The organism is Cronobacter sakazakii, from assembly GCF_000982825.1.
In the GTDB taxonomy this organism is placed as follows: domain Bacteria; phylum Pseudomonadota; class Gammaproteobacteria; order Enterobacterales; family Enterobacteriaceae; genus Cronobacter; species Cronobacter sakazakii.
Window position 1 is genome coordinate 918,288 of sequence record NZ_CP011047.1, and the last position, 17,460, is coordinate 935,747.

Here is a 17,460-nt window from a genome sequence, read left to right on the forward strand (position 1 = left end):
GATGATGGCGTTACGCCGCAAACTGACACTGAAACTCACCCTGCTCGAACGTCACGCGCAGACGGCGATATTTCTCGTCCTGCGCGCTGGCGGTGAGCAGTATCTGGCTCATCTGCGGCAGCAGGGTGTTGGTAAGGATCGCATCGACCATACGGCCGCCGGATTCCACCTCGGTGCAACGCGCCACAATCTGGGTAATTACGCTGTCGTCGAATTCGGAAATAATACCGTGATTTTCCTCAAGACGACGCTGGATCCGCTTAAGCTGCAATTTCACAATTTCGGCCAGCATCGCGTCGCTTAACGGATAATACGGCACAACCAGCAATCGGCCCAGCAGTGCAGGCGGAAAAACCTGCAAAAGCGGCTGACGCAGCGCCGCACTGAGCGCATCCGGCTCCGGCATCAGGTCCGGGTCGGCGCACATGGCGCTGATAAGATCGGTGCCGACATTAGACGTCAGGATGATAATCGTGTTGCGGAAATCGATATGACGCCCTTCGCCATCTTCCATCCAGCCTTTATCGAACACCTGGAAGAAAATCTCATGCACGTCCGGGTGCGCTTTTTCAATCTCATCGAGCAGCACGACGCTGTAAGGACGACGACGCACCGCTTCGGTCAGCACACCGCCTTCGCCGTAGCCCACGTAGCCCGGAGGCGCACCTTTGAGCGTGGAAACCGTATGCGCTTCCTGGAACTCGCTCATGTTGATGGTGATAACGTTTTGCTCGCCGCCGTACAGCGACTCGGCGAGCGCCAGCGCGGTTTCGGTTTTACCGACGCCGGACGGGCCGCAGAGCATAAAGACACCCACCGGCTTGTTCGGGTCGTCAAGGCGCGCGCGGGAGGTGCGCACGCGTTTGGCGATAAGCTCAAGCCCGTGACGCTGGCCGATAACGCGCTGGTTCAGCGTGTCGGCAAGCTTCAGCACCGCGTCTATCTCATTTTTCACCATGCGGCCCAGCGGGATGCCGGTCCAGTCGGAGACCACCGCCGCGACGACGTTCGCGTCCACGGCGGCGAACAGCAGCGGCGCGTCGCCCTGTACGGCGGCCAGCGCCTTCTGGCGCTCCGCCAGCGTCTCGCGCAGCGCAGGCTGGGCTTCTTCGTCGGCCATATGCAGCTCGGCGCGCAGGGCGATAATCGCATCCACCAGCGCGCGCTCTTCTTCCCAGCGGGCGGTCAGGGCGTCGCGTTCGGCTTCCAGCGCTTCACGCTCAGCGTTCAGACGCGCCACGCGCTCGCCGTCGCCCACCGCCACGCGCGCTTCGCGCTCGGCGATTTCCGCTTCCACTTCCAGCGCCGCGATGCGGTGCAGGCAATCTTCTAACTGCGGCGGCGGCGCGCTCTGGCTGACGGCGACGCGCGCGCAGGCGGTATCCAGCAGCGCGACGGCTTTATCCGGCAGCTGGCGCGCCGGAATGTAGCGGTGCGACAGTTTCACCGCCGCGCTGACCGCTTCATCCAGCAGCAGCACGCGGTGATGTTTCTCCAGCGGCGAGACGGTGCTGCGCAGCATCAGCACGGCTTTTTCTTCATCCGGCTCATGCACCTGCACGGTCTGGAAGCGGCGCGTCAGGGCCGGATCTTTCTCGATGTATTTTTTATATTCCGCCCAAGTGGTCGCGCCGATGGTGCGCAGCTGGCCGCGCGCCAGCGCCGGTTTCAGCAGGTTAGCGGCATCGCCGGTGCCCTGCTGGCCGCCCGCGCCGATAAGCGTGTGGATCTCATCGATAAACAGCACAATCGGCGTGGCGCTGGACTGCACTTCATTGATAAGCCCCTGCAGACGCGCTTCAAATTCGCCTTTCATGCCCGCGCCCGCCTGCAACATGCCGATATCGAGCAGCCACAGCTGCACGTTTTGCAGCGGCTCCGGGACATCGCCTGCGGCGATACGGTGCGCCAGGCCTTCCACGACCGCGGTTTTCCCCACGCCCGCTTCACCGGTCAGCAGCGGGTTGTTCTGACGGCGACGCATCAGAATATCCACCATCTGGCGGATCTCTTCATCACGCCCGACCACCGGGTCGATTTTGCCTTCACGCGCACGCGCGGTGAGATCCTGGCCGTACTGCGCGAGCGTGCCCTGCTGCACCGGCGCGTTGCCGGCGGCGTCCGGCGCGGCGGCGACCGCCTGCTGGGCCTCTTTGCTGCCCGCGAAGATGGCATCGAACTGTTCGACCAGCAGGTCGGCGCTGATGCGGTTGAACTGGCTGGAGATGCCTTTCAGCACGTTCGCCAGGTTAAAGGTTTTCAGAATGCCGATCAGCAGATGCCCGCCGCGAATGCGCGTCACGCCGAATTTCAGCGAGCCGTACACCCACGCGCGCTCCACCGCGCTGTCGATATGCTCCGAGAGATCGGAAACGGAACTTGCGCCGCGCGGCAGGCGATCCAGCGCCGCCACGATATCCCGGCTCAGCGCCTCTTCATCCAGTGAAAAATGGCGGATCAGATGTTGTAAATCCCCGTCCTGCTGCTGCATCAGCTGATGCAGCCAGTGCGCCAGCTCCACATACGGGTTGCCGCGCAGCTTGCAGAAGGAGGTGGCGCTTTCCAGCGAGGTAAACAACAGCGTATCCAGTTTGCCGAACAGTACGGCACGGCTGATTTCTGACATGATCGGTTCCGTTCAGGTTGGCGCGTATCTTACGCAACAAGCGATATTATTGGCGGGTATAACGTAAAGGCAGGCAGAACGCGTAAGCGCAACAGAGCGCCAGCGCGGCTAAACGCACCCAGAGCGCGTTTTGCGGGTAATAGCCAGCCAGTTCGTAAACCCCGGTTAGTCCATAACGAAAAATAAAAAACTGAAGAAGTGAGCAAACAAGAATAAAGAAAAAGGCCGTCACTTTTATGACTGCGCGACCCGACGGTCGTCGGGTTTTGATGACGATAAAACCTGCAAGTAACAGCAGCGAAACGAAAACATAAACCCCGTTAATCCAGCCGCCGGGCTGTGTCAGTATCACGTCGCTGTGCATTATTTTTCCTTCCTGAGATAGTAGGTATGTTCCGTATACCCTCTCTCACACCGCGCCTACCGGCGCGGGCCATGTTAACTTTCCGCGCGAAAAACCAGATCGCCGCGCGGTTGCGGGGTGGGCTGCTTGCCAAGCCAGGCGCTGTAGCCGAGGCGGCCCGTGCCGCCAGGCGTGACGCCTTTTACCGCGTCGGCGCGCAGGATAACGCGCACCTCCCACTCATACTCGATGCCCATATACTGACGCACCCAGTCGCGCAGCTCCTCGACCCACGGCTCGCCGGGCAGAAAACGCTGGTAGGTCTCTTCATCCAGCGGGCCAAGCTCAATGCGAAATTTATGCTGCACGTCGCGCACCGCCACGCCGAGAAACGCCGCCTCGCCGAGACGCGGCATCCGGCGGCCCGCGCCGAGACGCGCTTGCTCACGCTCGGTTAACGGCATCCACTGCGGGATGTTCTGCACAATCGTCACCGGCACGTGGAAATAGTGGCGCAGAATTTTTTCAAGCCCTTCGGCGTCGCGCCCGTTGCGCGTCAGATGGCCGACCAGCGAATAGCGCGCGTGGTGGCTGAGGCTGCCCTTTTCCATCTGCCCCGGCTGGCCCATGCCGATAAGCGAGGCGAGATATTTTTCAATGCGCGGCCCGTCAGTGCGGTCGAGCGACGCGGTCGGCTGGGCGTCGGCCCAGGCGCGGTAGAACAGCAGCGTCAGGCGGTGATGAAACAGATCCGCGAACGCGCTCAGGCTGTCGTCCTGATGATGATACAGACGCTCGCGCGCATATTCGGTCAGGTGCATCGGCAGCGGGCCGTTCGGGCCAAACAGGCCGAAGCTTAAAATCGACACATCGTACAGCGGCGTGTTGTCGCGCGGTTTCACCGCGGCGAGCGTTGACGGCGCGAAGGCCATTGACGGCTGCTGGCCGATGCGCAGCGGCTCAAAGCGCGGCAGCGGCGCGCGGCCTAAACGGTAGCGTTCGCCGCCCTGCGCGTCGAGACGGCGCAGCATCTGGAACAGATCGTAGCGCCACGGCGCGGCCATCATCTGTTGCCAGTAATTCTCCGGCAGCCGGGAGGCGCTTTTTACCGGCGCAGGTTGTGGCTGCGTCTCACTCATATCAGCGCCCTTTTACCCATTCGCGGCCCCCAGTAGCCCACTTCGCCACGCTGCTGGCTCTTGAGCGTGAACTCGGTGAAGCTGTTCATAGAGACCAGGCGTGCAAAGACGCGCTCCAGCACGCTGCCAAGCAGCCACGGGCTGGAGCCGGAAAACGCCTGCTCATCAACGGTCATCGAAATTCCGACGCCGCGGGCGAACACAATCGGGCCCGGCTCCGGCACGCGGCGGTGCACCGGCTCCAGCACGCAGTGACGAATGCCGTCAATCTGGCGCGCTACCGGCGCTTCCGCCAGGCGCGCATAGAGGCCGAGTAGCTGGCGCAGCGCCGCCGCGCCCTCGCCATCTTCGGCGTCCATCAGGCTTAAGTAGTTCATTTGCAGCTGGCTGATAAGCCGCCAGGTGCTGAAGCCTTCGGCCAGCGCCGGGCGCGGCGGCGTCGGCCCTTTACGCATGGTGAGCGCGCGCACCGGCATGGAATCCGGCAGCACAAACTGGCCCATATCCTGCGCCAGCATCAGCGGCAGATCGCGGCTGGTGCACATCACTTCAGCGGTGATATAGCGCAGTTCGTCGCGCCACGGCGCGTGGCTTGCGTCCACCAGCGATACAAACGCCTCGGAGCCGACATAGCCGGTACGCGTGCCGTAGCGCAACGCGTGTTCCGAGAGCGCGCGCTGTTCGCGGCGCAGCGAGAAATACGCGCCGTAGTTGCCGCCGTCGCGGCTCCAGGTGCTCCAGAACGGGCGGAAGATCTGGTCGTCGCGCTGGCCATCTTCGCTGGCGTAAATTTTACTGACCGAGAAAATCTCGTAATCGAGCGGGCGGATGTTATCCACTACCAGGTGATATTCGCTTAAGCCCTCGGTGAGCTTCTGGCGCTCGGCGATTTTCGGGAACAAATTGATGACCGGCGTGCAGTGCATCGCGAGATGGCTTTTATCCACCACGCGCTCCAGCGGCGTGTCGGTTTTATCCAGCAGAATGATGATATCGAACGCGTTCGCCTGCCCGCTCTGCGCCAGCAGCTTGCCGATGCCGCGCAGGCTCAAGAACTGAAAGCGCGCCGGGAACGCGAAATATTCCTGTAACAGGCGGTAGCCGTCAAAATTGCGCAGATCGTCCGGCAGCAGCGCCTGGTCAGCCTCAAAGCCTTCCTGACGCAGCGCGTCCTCGGCGAGCACCACGCGAGAGGGTTTCGGGCCGACAGTCTGGCAGAAGATGCCGACGCGGTGCTCCATCAGTAATTCCAGCAGTTGCAGCGCCTGGATATCCGGCCCGCTCAGGAAGAAATCGAGGCGGTCGAAATCGAGATGGTTGAGCAGCACCGGGCCGTCGCACGCGATCCGCACGCGCAGGGCGCTGACCGCGCCGCGCTGGCTTAAACCGAGCTGGCTTAACGGCGCATCGGCCGGCACGCCGCCTAACTCCACCTGGCTGATATGCAGCGGCAGCAGGCGCACGTCATGGGCGGTGGCGTAGCTACAGGTGACGCCGTTCTTTTTCAGAAGCTGGCTGTCCATCATCGTGCCGCGCGGCACCACAAACCCGTTGCTCAGATCCCCTTTGGCGCTGTCCGGGTGCAGTTCGGCTATCGCCATTGACGGCGTGGGCGCCAGATAATTCGGCGCGAGCATCTCCAGCAGGCGCTGGGAGAAGCGCGGAAACTCGGCGTCCATTTTGAGCTGTACGCGGGAGGTGAGAAAGGCGAAGCCTTCCATCAGGCGCTCGATGTACGGGTCAGCGACTTCAATCCCGCGCATACCGAGCCTGCCCGCCACTTTCGGGTAGCGTTCGGCGAACTCCGCGCCCATTTCGCGCAGATACGCCAGCTCTCGGTTGTAATATTCGAGCAGTTTACTGTCCATGTTTACCCCGCGTCTTTAAGCTCAAAATGGCCGTTTTCCAGATCCACATCGGTGCGGAACAGAAACTCAAGCGGCCAGGGCACACACCACAGGCGGCCTTTAATCTCAATCGATAATACGTTGTGCAGGTCGAGCGATTTGGTGTCGCAGACGCAGCGCACCTGCAACCCCTGCGGCAGAATGCGCGGCTCGAAGTGCAAAATCGCCTCGGTGAGCCGCTGCTGGATGTCGCCCCACTCAATCTCCGACATCCGCTTGCCTGCGAGCGGTGCCACGCCGAAGTTAAAGACCGAGCGGCGCACGTGGTCCACCCGGCTCAGATCCTGCTGCGCTTCGTTGTTAATGGTGTTGAACAGCCACTGCAAGTCGCGCAGCACCTGGCGGCGCAGCGCGCTGTGCGAGACGAGATTGCTGTTCGCCGGCTCCTGACGTTTGTCCGGCGCGTTATCGGTCAGACGGTCCAGCAGCGACGGCTGCATTTTGTCGCGCGCGCTGACCGTCGTGGCGTTGCGGCGCGAACGATAGCCGTGGCGCAGCAGATCGCCGCTGTCGTCATCCTGATACGGTTTATTCATGCGATGCGTCGTCCGGCAGCCCGAAAGCGAGCATATCCAGCGTCAGCAGCGCGAACTCCTGTTCGCCGCTCAGCCAGACTTTCTGACCCGCGCCGAGATAGTGAATGCCTTCCGCGTCCAGCGGCTGCCACTCGGTGGTGCGCGCCAGCAGGAAGCGGTCGTCCGCGCCGGTTTCCAGCGGGTAACGCGCCGGAATCTGGCAGACCTGTTCGGTGCCGTCCACCAGCTGCACCATCGCGTGACGCCATACCAGATCGGTGACGCTCGCCGGAGCCTGGAAACGAATCGACGCGATAGCGTTGAACGGCACCCAGAAGTAGTTGCCGTTAACGATAAGCTCGCACACCGGCCCCAGACGCGCGTCGCCGTCCATCAGCCAGTCAAAACGCACCGGCTCGCCGGGCGCGTCGCCCACCGCCAGCGTCAGCTCGCCCGGATTGGCCTCGGCCTGCTCCAGCGCCTCGCTGCGAAGCTCGCTGGCGCGCGCCGGGTCGGTTTCCGCCAGCGCTTTCAGCAGCAGATCCAGCCACGGCCACTGTTCGCCCGGCATACGCGGACGCGCGCGGCCTGCCAGCACTTCGGCGCGCTGCTGCTCGCCTTCGATGGCCTGTTGCAGCAGCGTCACGGTCGGCTGCGCCTGCGGTGCCAGCGCGGCCCAGCTTTTCAGCTGGGTGAGCGCGCGGGTCCAGTTGGCGTTCAGGCAGAGAAACTGCACAAACGCGGCGCGGCGATCGGCGTTGCCCGGCTGGGCTTTGATATCGGCCTCAAGACGGCTCAGCGCGTCGCTGACGCTCGCGCCAGCCAGTTGTTGATACAGCGTGTTCATAACGGCTCCTGGCGTTTAACGGTCATTACAGCGCGCGGTAAGCGCCCGCCGCGGGGTCGCGCAGCTGTGGATGCAGCGCTTCGACCAACAGAATATTGAGCGTCGTGCCCGGCGCGACATAGCTGGACCAGACTTTGCGGACTTCCTCTAAGCGCGTGCGCAGACGCGCTTCGTCGCTGGCCTGCTCGCGGGAGATTTCAACCGCTACCGTACCCTGCGCCTGCCAGACGTTCTGCTCGCGGTTATACGGCAGGATCATCCAGCTCTGGGCGGAGCGGCCATCGCTGACCACCATGCGCTCGTTGTTGACGCTGGTGATAAGCAGACGATCGGCGTCAACGCCCGCGTTAATGCCGACAATCGGGAAGCCGTGGACAAAGGTCACCGCGATTTTCTGCTCGCCGGTCGCGCCCTTCTGAATCACTTCGCTGCGGCCATTGAGCCAGCCGCCTTTTTCACAGATACCGTCGTCTTTCGCCGGAATAAACAGCGCTTTAGCGTCTGCGCCGCCTTTCCAGAAGGTACGCAGATGGCAACCATCCTGAAGGTTAAATTCGAGCCACGGCGTGCGGTCGGCAGGCGGCGAGAGATCTTCCGGGCGGCCTTGCGGCAGCGTATCGACGGTGGTCTGCGTCGCGGCGGCGGTCGTGTCGGCCGGGGCCTGCTCCGGCGCGGCGGCAGGCGTCACCACCGGGTTCCAGTCGCCGCTTTTGGTGGCGGTGCCGTTCGCCAGCGCTTTGCCCTGGGCGTCGTTCAACTGCCAGCGCACGGTTTTCAGCTTGCTACACTGGCTTTCCAGCAGCGAGCCGAGACGCGGCATAAAGTTATCCAGCACCTTCGGCGTTTTGTCGCCGCTGGAGACGATGCGCAGCGGCAGCTCAGGGCCGCACCAGCTTTGCGGCGTGTTGTCTTTAATGTTGTCTACCCAGACATCCAGTTTCAGGGTATTTGACTGAACGATACGGTAATTATCTGCCCAGACGCTGGATGACGCCGCAAGCAGAGCCAGACCCGGAAGCCAAAGTTTCATAAAAGTCCTTGTTAGCCTTTAATCTCGAAGGGGGAAAAACTGCGCCGCGTCAGAGAGCGTATGCAGCAGCGTCGTATCCTGGGGCGATCCCACCCAGACCGCTACGGCGCTGTAATTATCCTGCTTATCATGCCCCTGCTCACCATTTTTCAACAGTATTTGATTCATCAGAGTGAGCCATTCATCTGGGGTATTCACCATATGAAGGGATTTTTTCATCTGCTCTTCGCTTACGCCGTGCCAGAAGCCGTCGGTGCAGAGCAAAAACGCGTCGCCGTCTTCAATCGGTACGACATCACTGTAGCTCGCCTCGCGCCCTTCATCGCCCATGCCGAGCGCGAAATAGAGCAGGTTGCTGTTCACGCCGTCGGTCTGATGCCCGGCGTCTTTCATCTGCTGCACCAGGCTGTGATCGGTCGTCACGTGATAGAGCCAGCCGCGGCGAAAGAGATACAGGCGGCTGTCGCCCGCGTGCGCCCAGTACGCCAGGTGATAATCGCGGTCGATAAACAGGCTCACCAGCGTCGTGCCCATGCGGTGATAATCCTGCACCGCTTTTTGCTCGGCGCGGATAGCGTGGTTCGCCTGATTCACATACTCGCGGATGTATTGCGCGTTGAGATGCTTTTCCCCGTCAAAGCGCGAAAGAATGGCATTGCGCGCGAGCGCCGCGGCGACGTCGCCACCCGGCAGGCCGGCGATCCCGTCGCACACCACGAAGCAGGCGGAGCGTTCGCCGATGGTCTCTCCGGTCTGATCCTGGTTGCTGGCGCGCTCGCCCTGTCTGGAGAGTGAGGCCGTGCTGATATTCATTCTTCTTCCGATCCGCTTTGTGAGTCTTTGTACTGATTCACTTCCATGTCATAAGCGTGCAGGAAGGCTTCGCCGAACAGAGTATGGAAATCGTCCTCGATCTCGCCCGCGGTATCGCTGTAATGACGCACAAAGTAATCCCACAGCGCGGCTTTGCGGCTCGCCGGCAGCGCCAGACGCGAGATAGCGCCGTCGCGCTTCGCCTCTTCTTCAAGCTGCTCCGGGTTAAAGGATTGCAGCATGGCGGCAATGATGGCGCGGATACCGGCGATCATCCCAAGCTGGTGGGCCTGGAGATCGATAAGCGCGTCGCGGACCGATTTTTTCGGCGGCATAAAGCCCGGCATACGGGTGCCGAACATTTGCATCAGTACCGTTTTGCCCGACGGCAGCAGCTTGAACGGGTTGTTGGCGTCGTCCAGCACCATCGTCATGTCGGCTTTCACGCCGCGCTTGAGAATCGAGCGCGAGGAGAGCAGCGCCACGGTGCCCTGCGAGAACATGCTGAGCATCTGGCCGAGCTGGCGCATATTGTCGCGGTCAAACTGCGGCGTCGGTTGCAGCTCGCCAAGACCCATACCTTCCAGCAATGCTTCCAGCAGCTCGCCGTTCAGCACGTCGCCGTTAGACGCCGTAGGTGTGCCGCCCTGGCTGGTTGGCGACTGCACCGGGTCGATGCGCAGGCGGCCTTTTGGCGTCTGCGCGGTGCTGCGCGCCACCGCCTGCGGCGTCGGCAGCGTGATACCCGCGTAATCCTGCACTTCCGGCGGCGTCGGCTGGACTTCCACGCGCGTCACCGGCTCTTCCGGCACTTCTTCCGGGAACAGCGGCGAACCGGCGAGCGACGCCAGATCGATTGAGTCGTCCGCGTTTGGCGCGAGCGGCGAGGTCGTCATCTCCGGCTGCGGTTTTTCGGGCTGCGGTTTTTCGGGTGAAATTGCTGGTTTAACCGGCTCGGCGTCCTGCTTCGCGGCGGGCGGCGGCGTTAATGGCGCAGCGCCTGTGTTAAGCTCATCCGGCGGCGTCAGCGGTACAGCGCCCCCCATCATCAGGCCAAGCGGATCGTCGCTGCGGCTCTGTACCGGCGTGGAGCCCACGCCGCCAAACAGCGCCAGCGGATCGAGCTCTTCTTCATTCTCTTTATGCGGTGCCTGCGGTTTTGCGGCCTGACGGTTATCAGACGGCGGCACCAGCGTGGTCGGCGTCACATCGTTGAAAATGCTGTCTTTATCGAACGGCGTGTCATCTTTGAACAGGCTGTCCGGGTTGACCCTTTCATTGCCGAACAGCGGCTCGTTGCCGCCGCTCTGGAAGTGCGCCAGCGGATCTTCCGGGTTGCGATCCGCCTCTTTCGGGGCGTTGAACGGGTTAAACGGCTGCGCTTCCGGTGTTTTCGGGCGCGCGCTCTGGCTCTGACCCTGGCTGATGCTGTCGGAGATAGAGAACTCCTGCATCAGGCTGTCCCAGATTTCGGTCGGCACCGCCGTTGGCGCGTTGTCCTGCGCGTCGGCTTTCGGCGGCTGCTGCGGTTTCGCAGCCTGCGGTGCCTGAGGCTGCTGCGGCGCAACGTTCGGTTTCGGCGCGGCCATCGCGATAACCGGCTGCGCGTTCAGCGCCAGATCGCTGACCTGGATGCGGTAATCGTCAATGCCGAGCACGTCGCCGTCCTGTAACTCCACCTGGCGGCCGCGCTCGAGCGGAATATCGTTCAGCACCACGCGGGTGACGTTGCCGCGGTTAGTGATGCGGCACTCGCCGTCCGCGGAGATATGGACAATCGCCTGCAGGCGGGAAATCGTTCTTTCGTTATCCGGCAGTACCAGATTGTTATCCGTACCACGGCCAATCGTGCCGCCCGGCGGGTAGAAGTCACAGCTGCTCTGAGGAGGCTGGTGGCCGGGCTTGTTGGTAGTAATCGTGAATCGCATAGCGTATTCCTGCCTGGGGTTATTAGCGCTCAAACGTCGCGGGTCTCATCAGACGCCCGACGTTTGCGTGCTAAGGAACAGAGCCGCGCCTGCGCGCTGCCCGTGACTGCCTGTCGTTAAGCCTCGCGCCTCACAACCGGACGGGGTTATTCTATTGATAATAGGTATATCAGCGCCATTAACATCATCGCTGCGCATAAACATAGTCGCTGTCGCGCCTGGCTGTGGAACATGTATTATCTTTTGCCGCAAAGGCTGAAACGTAGGGCGGGTAAGCAAAGCGCACCCGCCTTAACTCACCGCGCTCTCTGTGCTGCGGATTTCTGATACAGCGCCATAATTTCCGGGCTATGTGCAATCAGCGAACATTTCAGCACCCGGTAATCGCTTTTCGCTGTGCCGCCAACAGGCGTTTTCAGCGCCTGCGTAATGATCGTATCCGCTTCATTAAATGCCTCGACCGGCAATTCGCTCGCCTCAAGCCAGGCGGCGGCGCTGGCGTTGGCGTCCTCTTTCAGCGCGACGCTGTCGGCAATGTGCCCCATGCAACGGTTCTGTACCCACTCGGTAAAAATTTGCGGCTGCGTAAATTCGCTTACCGGTGCCAGCGGCTGCGCCAGTGCAGCGTGGAAAGAAACCGTCAAAACTGTAAAAGCGGCGATACGTGTTTTTAATTTCATGAATTTTTCTCACCGCCCGCTTAGCGGTCTGGCTGATTTTTATAACGCTGGATAAGCGCTGCAAGCGCCGGGCTGTGTACAAAATCGATGCATTTCGCGAGCGTCATCGGCTCACCCGACTGGCTGCCATACGTTTTCGCAAGAAAGGTTTTGCCAAGCTCAATGACCGCCGTATGCGCCTCAAGCGAATAATCGCCAAACTCCAGATAGCCTCTCGCTGCGGCCGCCGCGTCGTTTTTCACTTCTTTAGACTGATAACCCTGCGCAATACAAGTGCTCAGGGCGTAATTTCTTAGATACTCTTCCGGGCTGTATGTGGTGGTGCGGGCTAACGCCTGCGACGCAAACAGACCCGTAAAGACAAATGCCAGACTGAATAGCTTCACCATCCCTGATCCCTGAAAAGGTAAAGTGAGCCCTTGCGGGCTCACTACGATTACGCTTCTTTGTTTTCTTTGATGTTCCAGCCAGCGCTGGTTTCTGCGCCTTTACCACCGGTCGCAGTCTGCTCCCAGTACTGCTGTTTCACTTTCGCAGCCTGGAATGCATAAGTAACGCCAACGGTGTCGCCGTTGTCAGCACCGGTGTACTGAACGGAAGTCACCAGCACATCTTCCAGAGTGATGCGGGTGTATTCCACCTGCTGGCCGCCCGCTTTGCAGACAGACAGCTCAACTTTGGTCAGGTGCTTACCGCTGGAGCAGTGCTTCAGGATAGCGGTGGTGGATTTGTCGATCAGCGCGTTAACGTGCAGATCGTTGAAATTCACTTTACCGGCACCGCCGCCGCCGCCCACGCTCATATTACCCGGCTGGGATGCGCCCCAGGAAAAAGAGGTGATGTCGGTCCAGCCGGTGTGGTTGGAATCTTTAGATTCGCCGGTTACACCGTCTACTTTCAGGAACATATCAATAGCCATAATATTTACTCTTCGTTAATGACGATTATTGCTTTCGAAAAAGCGCTTAATATGGCAAACAGGAAAGCATGGGGCTGAATAAAACCATCCATATTTTACCTCTGCCTCTCAGCCTGACAGCATGTTTATTCCGTCAGGCGATCTCAGCAGCCCGCCCAACGCGAGCCGCTAAAATAGGTTATTTATTACTGCTGATATAACGGTCTCACTTGTCAGCTTTATTGTGACAAGGGAAATAATGTTTAAGGGCTTCAAGCATCAGGACGCTGTCTTTCTCTTTAAGCCGTTCGGGCGGTAATTTTTCAAAATACCCGTAAGTCCATTCGCGAAGGGTGGAGGGCATAATGGATTTACTTCTGCACCAGCCCATTCCTTCCGTCGAATCAAACAGGCCCAGCAAATAGATCTGCGCCTGTAGCGAGGCCTCTTTATCTGCTCTGTCGTTCCAGGCGTTTAAGAGTTGCTCGCCTGTCACATTGCCTCTGTCTGGATCGAAACGGTTTTTCTGGCTCTCATCGGGATCGATAACCCATATTCCTGCCAGCACAGGGGCACTCAGCAGTAGCGCACTAAGCACTGATGCCAGAAAAAAAGAACGTTTCATGAATTTCCTTATTCGTTATTTCCTGATAGATCCGGAGCGGGTTAATCGCTCAACCATCAGGGTTGTCTTGCATCCATGTATGGCCAGAGTCACCAACCAGAGCTTCTTTACTTAACTGTTCCAGCGCCTGGCTGTGATAGAGGCGTAAACAGTTAAGCGTAACGCCCTTAATGGGACGTCCTGCTAATGCCTCCGGAGAAAAACCATTTTGCCGATCGCGATATTTCAGGATGAGCGCATTGACCTTTTCATTTCCCGTGTCGATGTCTAAAGGTATCCATTGCATTAAGGCATAAGCGCTGAAGCCTGCATCGGTACTAAAAGCGCTGTCGTCAGTGGAAACCTGCGCCAGACAGCGCGCCAGCACCATGTCTTTAAAGACCTGCTTATAAGGTAAGACTTTAAAAAATGAGGCCGGATCCTGAATAGCATTCGCTGGCCCGCTTGTGCTGATAAACAGCAAAAACAAAAAGCGGTTTTTCATAAGCGTTTACTTACAGACATAAATTTCTTTTAACGCTTCAATAATCAGCGTTTTGGCTTGCGCGTTCTTAAGCTGCTCGGGCGATGAGTTTGAAAAATAGTCGTAGGCAATACTGCGTAACGAGCCGGGTTTTAACGGTCTGTCAGGACACCACACTATTCCTTCGGTCGCATCCATCACGCCCACGAAATACATATCGGCTTTAATACGCTCGCGCTCGTTCTGCCTGTTGCTCCAGGCGTTAAAAAAACGCGCGGCGTTGATACGGCTATCCAGCGACGTTAATAGCGCCGGATCGCGAGGAAATACCGCCCTGCTGTCTTCAGGCAAATCCTCTGCCCGCGGATATTCATAAACCGTGGTGCTGGCGGCAGACATTGCCGAGAGCGCCAGCAGAGCGCTTGCCAGGGCAAGATGTATTTTCATCACGTATCCCTGTGAGTCTGAAAAAGTGGCAGGCCGTAAGGAGTGCCCTTACGGCCTGAGGCAGCGTTACGCCTCGTTGCTCTTCAGCGACGGCAGTTTGGAGACCAGACGCAGAGAAACGGTCAGGCCTTCCAGCTGGTAGTGCGGACGCAGGAAGAACTTGGCGGCGTAGTAACCTGGGTTGTCCTCGATCTCCTGAACCTGCACCTCGGCCGCGGCCAGCGGCTTGCGGGATTTGGTTTCCTGAGAGGAGTTCGCCGGGTCGCCGTCCACGTAGTTCATCACCCAGTCGTTCAGCCAGCGTTCCATTTCATCGCGCTCGCGGAAAGAACCGATCTTGTCGCGAACGATGCACTTGAGGTAGTGCGCGAAACGGCAGCAGGCGAACAGGTATGGCAGGCGGGCTGCCAGACGGGCGTTCGCGGTGGCGTCCGGATCGTGGTATTCCGCCGGTTTTTGCAGCGACTGCGCGCCGATAAAGGCGGCGAAGTCGGAGTTTTTGCGGTGGATCAGCGGCATAAAGCCGTTTTTCGCCAGTTCCGCTTCGCGACGGTCGCTGATGGCGATTTCGGTCGGGCATTTCATATCCACGCCGCCGTCGTCGCTCGGGAAGGTGTGACACGGCAGGTTTTCTACCGCGCCGCCCGATTCCACGCCGCGAATGGAGGTACACCAGCCGTACTCTTTAAAGGAACGGTTGATGTTGGCCGCCATCGCGTAGGCCGCGTTGGCCCAGTTGTAGTTGCTGTGGTTCGCGCCGTCGGTCTCTTCTTCGAAGTCGAAGCTGTCCACCGGGTTGGTGCGGATGCCGTAAGGCAGACGCGACAGGAAGCGCGGCATGACGAGGCCCAGATAGCGCGCATCTTCCGATTCGCGCAGGCTGCGCCAGGCGGCGTACTCGGTGTTCTGGAAGATTTTGGTCAGGTCGCGCGGGTTCGCCAGCTCCTGCCAGGATTCCATCTGCATCACGCTCGGCGCGGTGCCGGTGATGAACGGGCAGTGCGCCGCCGCGCCGATGCGCGCCATTTCGCTCAGCAGCTCAACATCCTGCGGGCTGTGGTCGAAGTAGTAGTCGCCCACCAGGCAGCCAAACGGCTCGCCACCGAACTGGCCATACTCTTCTTCGTAGATTTTTTTGAAGATAGGGCTCTGGTCCCAGCCCACGCCCTTAAAGCGTTTCAGGGTGCGGCCCAGTTCCTGCTTGGAGATGCTCATAAAGCGGATTTTCAGCATCTCGTCGGTTTCCGTGTTGTTGACCAGATAGTTCAGGCCACGCCAGGCGCTTTCCAGCTTCTGGAACTCCTCGTGGTGAATAATCTGGTTAACCTGCTGAGACAGTTTCTCGTCGATACCGGCAATCAGGTTCTGAATGGTGCGGTAGGTGTCGTTCGAGAAGGTCACGGTATTTTCCAGCGCCTGCTGGGCCAGGGTTTTTACCGCGTTTTCGACGGCCGAACGCGCCTGGTCGGTTTTCGGGCGAAACTCTTTGCTGAGCAGCGCGCTGAATTCATCCTGGCTGAACGCCTGCTGCGATTGCAGCTCTTGCTGTTGAGAAGGATTGCTCATCGATTACTCCTCGTTACCTTTGGTGCCATCGTCATCTTTCGGCATCTGGCTCAGCGATTTGAGCAGCGTCGGGTCCTGAAGCACTTTCGCGATAAGCTCTTCGGCGCCGTTTTTACCGTCCATGTAGGTCAGCAGGTTAGAGAGCTGAGTACGGGCTTCCAGCAGCTTGTTCAGCGGCTCGACCTTACGCGCGACGGCGTCCGGCAGGAAGTCGTCCATGCTGTCGAAAGTGAGATCGATGTTCAGTTTGCCTTCGCCGGTCAGGGTGTTGTCCACCTGGAACGCCACGCGCGGCTTGAGCGCTTTCATACGCTCGTCGAAGTTGTCGATATCAATTTCAAGGAATTTACGTTCGTCCACCGCAGGCTGCGGATCGACCGGCTTCCCGACCAGGTCGGCAAACACGCCCATTACAAACGGAAGCTGAATTTTGCGTTCCGCACCGTAGATTTCCACGTCGTACTCGATCTGCACGCGCGGCGCGCGGTTACGGGCGATAAATTTCTGCCCACTGTTACTCATTGGCATGATGTTCTCCATCGAAGATGCGCGGTGAAATTCGGGCAGCGGGCCTCATGCCTGCCGCCGTAAAGGGGAACGCCGTTACTCGCGGCGTCCGAAAATGTTTTCCACCTGATGCACACTGTCGGGCGCCAGGTCGCGAATAAGATCCATGAAATTCATTTCAATCAGTCGCTGCACGCGCTCAATCATCAGCGGCGCGGGGTGGCTCGGCTCGTGCCGGGCAAAATATTGCTTCACTTTCTCAAGCATTAACTGGGCGTCATCGCGCGTTTGCAGTTGCACGTTGCGCCAGTCGGTTTCAACCACCCGCGCCGGGGCGCTGGTCGTCGTGGCGGCAGGCGCATTCTCCGCCTGCACGTCCGGGTCTTGTAACTCCTGCGGCGCCTGGGTTTCGCCGCTCTGGCAGGCCAGCGCCACAATGCTCGTCAGCTTCTGGAGCTGCTCCATCTCCGGCACGCCGCTCTCACCGAGATGGCTGACCAGAATGGTGCGAATCGCTTCCAGTCGCGCGTGGATCTGGACTATCGCCTCGATGCCCGGCTGGCCGCCGCGCGCGAGTTCATCCACCAGCCGCGGGCGGCCGCCCGGATAACCCGGACATTCGCTTTTGCTGTTGTCGAGCAACGACTGCGCGTCGCGCAGCGTAATTTCGTCGCCGTTGCTGCGCAGCAGCGTCGCGGTGCGCAGCGTGCTGGTCAGGGAGGATTTATCACCAAGCCCCGCCAGCGCGTTAATTCGGTAGAACGGATCTTTTTCGCCGTACTCTTCCAGCAGCGGATAGAGCGGCTCCCAGTAGCGCGTCAGCGCTTCCTGAATCAGCAGCAGCCCGTCGGCATAGCCCGGCAGGCCGCGGCGTTTGGTCCATGCGTGGGTCAGCGCCAGCATGACGCGCAGATCTTTGGTGCGCTCAAGCAGCGACAGGGCCAGCTTTTCAACTTTAGTCCAGTCCGCCGGCTCTGCCGGAATAATGGTGTCGCCGAACTGCTGTTCCGCCTTGCCCTGGCTTGCCTGTTCCATCGCCTGGTAATCGGCGTCGTACTCCAGGTTGTCGCCGCACGGCTGCTCCGGGCTCACCGGAGTAAGAAGGGTTTCAATATCCATCGAACTG

General features: G+C 59.9%; 18 protein-coding genes. All 18 read right to left on the reverse strand.

Features of this window, described 5'->3' with window-relative positions:
* Window positions 1–10 precede the first annotated feature (10 nt).
* The 18 genes from tssH to tssA all read right to left on the reverse strand — a co-directional run bounded on the left by tssH (window position 11) and on the right by tssA (window position 17,453).
* Window positions 11–2,626, reverse strand: a complete 2,616-nt coding sequence (gene tssH, locus CSK29544_RS04270) for a type VI secretion system ATPase TssH (RefSeq protein WP_007889015.1) — start codon at window positions 2,624–2,626, stop codon at window positions 11–13.
* 46 nt (window positions 2,627–2,672) lie between these two features.
* Window positions 2,673–2,990, reverse strand: coding sequence for a hypothetical protein (locus CSK29544_RS04275; protein WP_007889017.1), 318 nt, complete (start codon window positions 2,988–2,990; stop codon window positions 2,673–2,675).
* A 74-nt stretch (window positions 2,991–3,064) separates the two neighbouring features.
* The gene (gene tssG / locus CSK29544_RS04280; protein ID WP_007889019.1) at window positions 3,065–4,108 is read right to left on the reverse strand and encodes a type VI secretion system baseplate subunit TssG; all 1,044 of its coding nucleotides are present in this window, start codon (window positions 4,106–4,108) and stop codon (window positions 3,065–3,067) included.
* Complete coding sequence (gene tssF / locus CSK29544_RS04285) at window positions 4,105–5,976, reverse strand: type VI secretion system baseplate subunit TssF (RefSeq protein WP_007889021.1); 1,872 nt, start codon at window positions 5,974–5,976, stop codon at window positions 4,105–4,107. The genes tssG and tssF overlap by 4 nt, the downstream gene beginning before the upstream one ends.
* Window positions 5,977–5,978: 2 nt before the next feature.
* Window positions 5,979–6,551 (reverse strand): type VI secretion system baseplate subunit TssE, encoded by a 573-nt coding sequence (gene tssE, locus CSK29544_RS04290; RefSeq protein ID WP_004386961.1) that lies wholly within the window; start codon window positions 6,549–6,551, stop codon window positions 5,979–5,981.
* Window positions 6,544–7,377: a type VI secretion system accessory protein TagJ gene (locus CSK29544_RS04295; protein ID WP_007889024.1), complete on the reverse strand. Its 834-nt coding sequence runs from the start codon at window positions 7,375–7,377 to the stop codon at window positions 6,544–6,546. Before CSK29544_RS04295 ends, tssE begins: the two co-directional genes overlap by 8 nt.
* A 25-nt stretch (window positions 7,378–7,402) precedes the next feature.
* Window positions 7,403–8,407, reverse strand: a complete 1,005-nt coding sequence (locus CSK29544_RS04300; protein ID WP_007889026.1) for a hypothetical protein — start codon at window positions 8,405–8,407, stop codon at window positions 7,403–7,405.
* A gap of 18 nt (window positions 8,408–8,425) precedes the next feature.
* Window positions 8,426–9,220 (reverse strand): PP2C family protein-serine/threonine phosphatase, encoded by a 795-nt coding sequence (locus CSK29544_RS04305; RefSeq protein WP_004386964.1) that lies wholly within the window; start codon window positions 9,218–9,220, stop codon window positions 8,426–8,428.
* Window positions 9,217–11,148 (reverse strand): type VI secretion system-associated FHA domain protein TagH, encoded by a 1,932-nt coding sequence (tagH, locus tag CSK29544_RS04310; protein ID WP_007889033.1) that lies wholly within the window; start codon window positions 11,146–11,148, stop codon window positions 9,217–9,219. Before tagH ends, CSK29544_RS04305 begins: the two co-directional genes overlap by 4 nt.
* A 296-nt stretch (window positions 11,149–11,444) precedes the next feature.
* A complete protein-coding gene (locus CSK29544_RS04315) occupies window positions 11,445–11,828 on the reverse strand; it encodes a T6SS amidase immunity protein Tai4 family protein (RefSeq protein WP_007889040.1) in 384 nt (127 codons plus the stop codon).
* A gap of 20 nt (window positions 11,829–11,848) precedes the next feature.
* The gene (locus CSK29544_RS04320; RefSeq protein ID WP_007889042.1) at window positions 11,849–12,217 is read right to left on the reverse strand and encodes a T6SS amidase immunity protein Tai4 family protein; all 369 of its coding nucleotides are present in this window, start codon (window positions 12,215–12,217) and stop codon (window positions 11,849–11,851) included.
* A gap of 47 nt (window positions 12,218–12,264) precedes the next feature.
* A complete protein-coding gene (locus CSK29544_RS04325) occupies window positions 12,265–12,747 on the reverse strand; it encodes an Hcp family type VI secretion system effector (protein WP_004386969.1) in 483 nt (160 codons plus the stop codon).
* Window positions 12,748–12,952: 205 nt separating this feature from the next.
* On the reverse strand, window positions 12,953–13,351 hold the full coding sequence (locus tag CSK29544_RS04330; RefSeq protein ID WP_007889045.1) for a Rap1a/Tai family immunity protein: 399 nt from the start codon (window positions 13,349–13,351) through the stop codon (window positions 12,953–12,955).
* Window positions 13,352–13,400: 49 nt separating this feature from the next.
* Window positions 13,401–13,835, reverse strand: coding sequence for a T6SS amidase immunity protein Tai4 family protein (locus CSK29544_RS04335; RefSeq protein WP_007889048.1), 435 nt, complete (start codon window positions 13,833–13,835; stop codon window positions 13,401–13,403).
* Between the two features lie 6 nt (window positions 13,836–13,841).
* Entirely contained in the window at window positions 13,842–14,261 is a 420-nt protein-coding gene (locus CSK29544_RS04340) for a Rap1a/Tai family immunity protein (RefSeq protein ID WP_029039593.1), read from the reverse strand.
* 66 nt (window positions 14,262–14,327) lie between these two features.
* The gene (gene tssC / locus CSK29544_RS04345) at window positions 14,328–15,827 is read right to left on the reverse strand and encodes a type VI secretion system contractile sheath large subunit (protein WP_004385964.1); all 1,500 of its coding nucleotides are present in this window, start codon (window positions 15,825–15,827) and stop codon (window positions 14,328–14,330) included.
* 3 nt (window positions 15,828–15,830) lie between these two features.
* On the reverse strand, window positions 15,831–16,355 hold the full coding sequence (gene tssB / locus CSK29544_RS04350) for a type VI secretion system contractile sheath small subunit (protein ID WP_007853510.1): 525 nt from the start codon (window positions 16,353–16,355) through the stop codon (window positions 15,831–15,833).
* 75 nt (window positions 16,356–16,430) lie between these two features.
* Window positions 16,431–17,453 carry a type VI secretion system protein TssA gene (gene tssA, locus CSK29544_RS04355; RefSeq protein WP_007889057.1) on the reverse strand — a complete coding sequence of 341 codons (1,023 nt, stop codon included), beginning with the start codon at window positions 17,451–17,453 and terminating at the stop codon, window positions 16,431–16,433.
* Between the last annotated feature and the right edge of the window lie 7 nt (window positions 17,454–17,460).

What these genes read in the sequence shown, in the direction of transcription:
- CSK29544_RS04300 (WP_007889026.1), bottom strand. Translation starts at nt 8,407, where the DNA reads ATGAAACTTTGGCTTCCGGGTCTGGCTCTGCTTGCGGCGTCATCCAGC.
- CSK29544_RS04320 (WP_007889042.1), bottom strand. Translation starts at nt 12,217, where the DNA reads ATGGTGAAGCTATTCAGTCTGGCATTTGTCTTTACGGGTCTGTTTGCG.
- tssA (WP_007889057.1), bottom strand. Translation starts at nt 17,453, where the DNA reads ATGGATATTGAAACCCTTCTTACTCCGGTGAGCCCGGAGCAGCCGTGC.
- CSK29544_RS04315 (WP_007889040.1), bottom strand. Translation starts at nt 11,828, where the DNA reads ATGAAATTAAAAACACGTATCGCCGCTTTTACAGTTTTGACGGTTTCT.
- tssE (WP_004386961.1), bottom strand. Translation starts at nt 6,551, where the DNA reads ATGAATAAACCGTATCAGGATGACGACAGCGGCGATCTGCTGCGCCAC.
- CSK29544_RS04275 (WP_007889017.1), bottom strand. Translation starts at nt 2,990, where the DNA reads ATGCACAGCGACGTGATACTGACACAGCCCGGCGGCTGGATTAACGGG.
- tssB (WP_007853510.1), bottom strand. Translation starts at nt 16,355, where the DNA reads ATGCCAATGAGTAACAGTGGGCAGAAATTTATCGCCCGTAACCGCGCG.
- tssH (WP_007889015.1), bottom strand. Translation starts at nt 2,626, where the DNA reads ATGTCAGAAATCAGCCGTGCCGTACTGTTCGGCAAACTGGATACGCTG.
- CSK29544_RS04295 (WP_007889024.1), bottom strand. Translation starts at nt 7,377, where the DNA reads ATGAACACGCTGTATCAACAACTGGCTGGCGCGAGCGTCAGCGACGCG.
- tssC (WP_004385964.1), bottom strand. Translation starts at nt 15,827, where the DNA reads ATGAGCAATCCTTCTCAACAGCAAGAGCTGCAATCGCAGCAGGCGTTC.
- CSK29544_RS04305 (WP_004386964.1), bottom strand. Translation starts at nt 9,220, where the DNA reads ATGAATATCAGCACGGCCTCACTCTCCAGACAGGGCGAGCGCGCCAGC.
- CSK29544_RS04325 (WP_004386969.1), bottom strand. Translation starts at nt 12,747, where the DNA reads ATGGCTATTGATATGTTCCTGAAAGTAGACGGTGTAACCGGCGAATCT.
- tssF (WP_007889021.1), bottom strand. Translation starts at nt 5,976, where the DNA reads ATGGACAGTAAACTGCTCGAATATTACAACCGAGAGCTGGCGTATCTG.
- CSK29544_RS04330 (WP_007889045.1), bottom strand. Translation starts at nt 13,351, where the DNA reads ATGAAACGTTCTTTTTTTCTGGCATCAGTGCTTAGTGCGCTACTGCTG.
- CSK29544_RS04340 (WP_029039593.1), bottom strand. Translation starts at nt 14,261, where the DNA reads ATGAAAATACATCTTGCCCTGGCAAGCGCTCTGCTGGCGCTCTCGGCA.
- tssG (WP_007889019.1), bottom strand. Translation starts at nt 4,108, where the DNA reads ATGAGTGAGACGCAGCCACAACCTGCGCCGGTAAAAAGCGCCTCCCGG.
- tagH (WP_007889033.1), bottom strand. Translation starts at nt 11,148, where the DNA reads ATGCGATTCACGATTACTACCAACAAGCCCGGCCACCAGCCTCCTCAG.
- CSK29544_RS04335 (WP_007889048.1), bottom strand. Translation starts at nt 13,835, where the DNA reads ATGAAAAACCGCTTTTTGTTTTTGCTGTTTATCAGCACAAGCGGGCCA.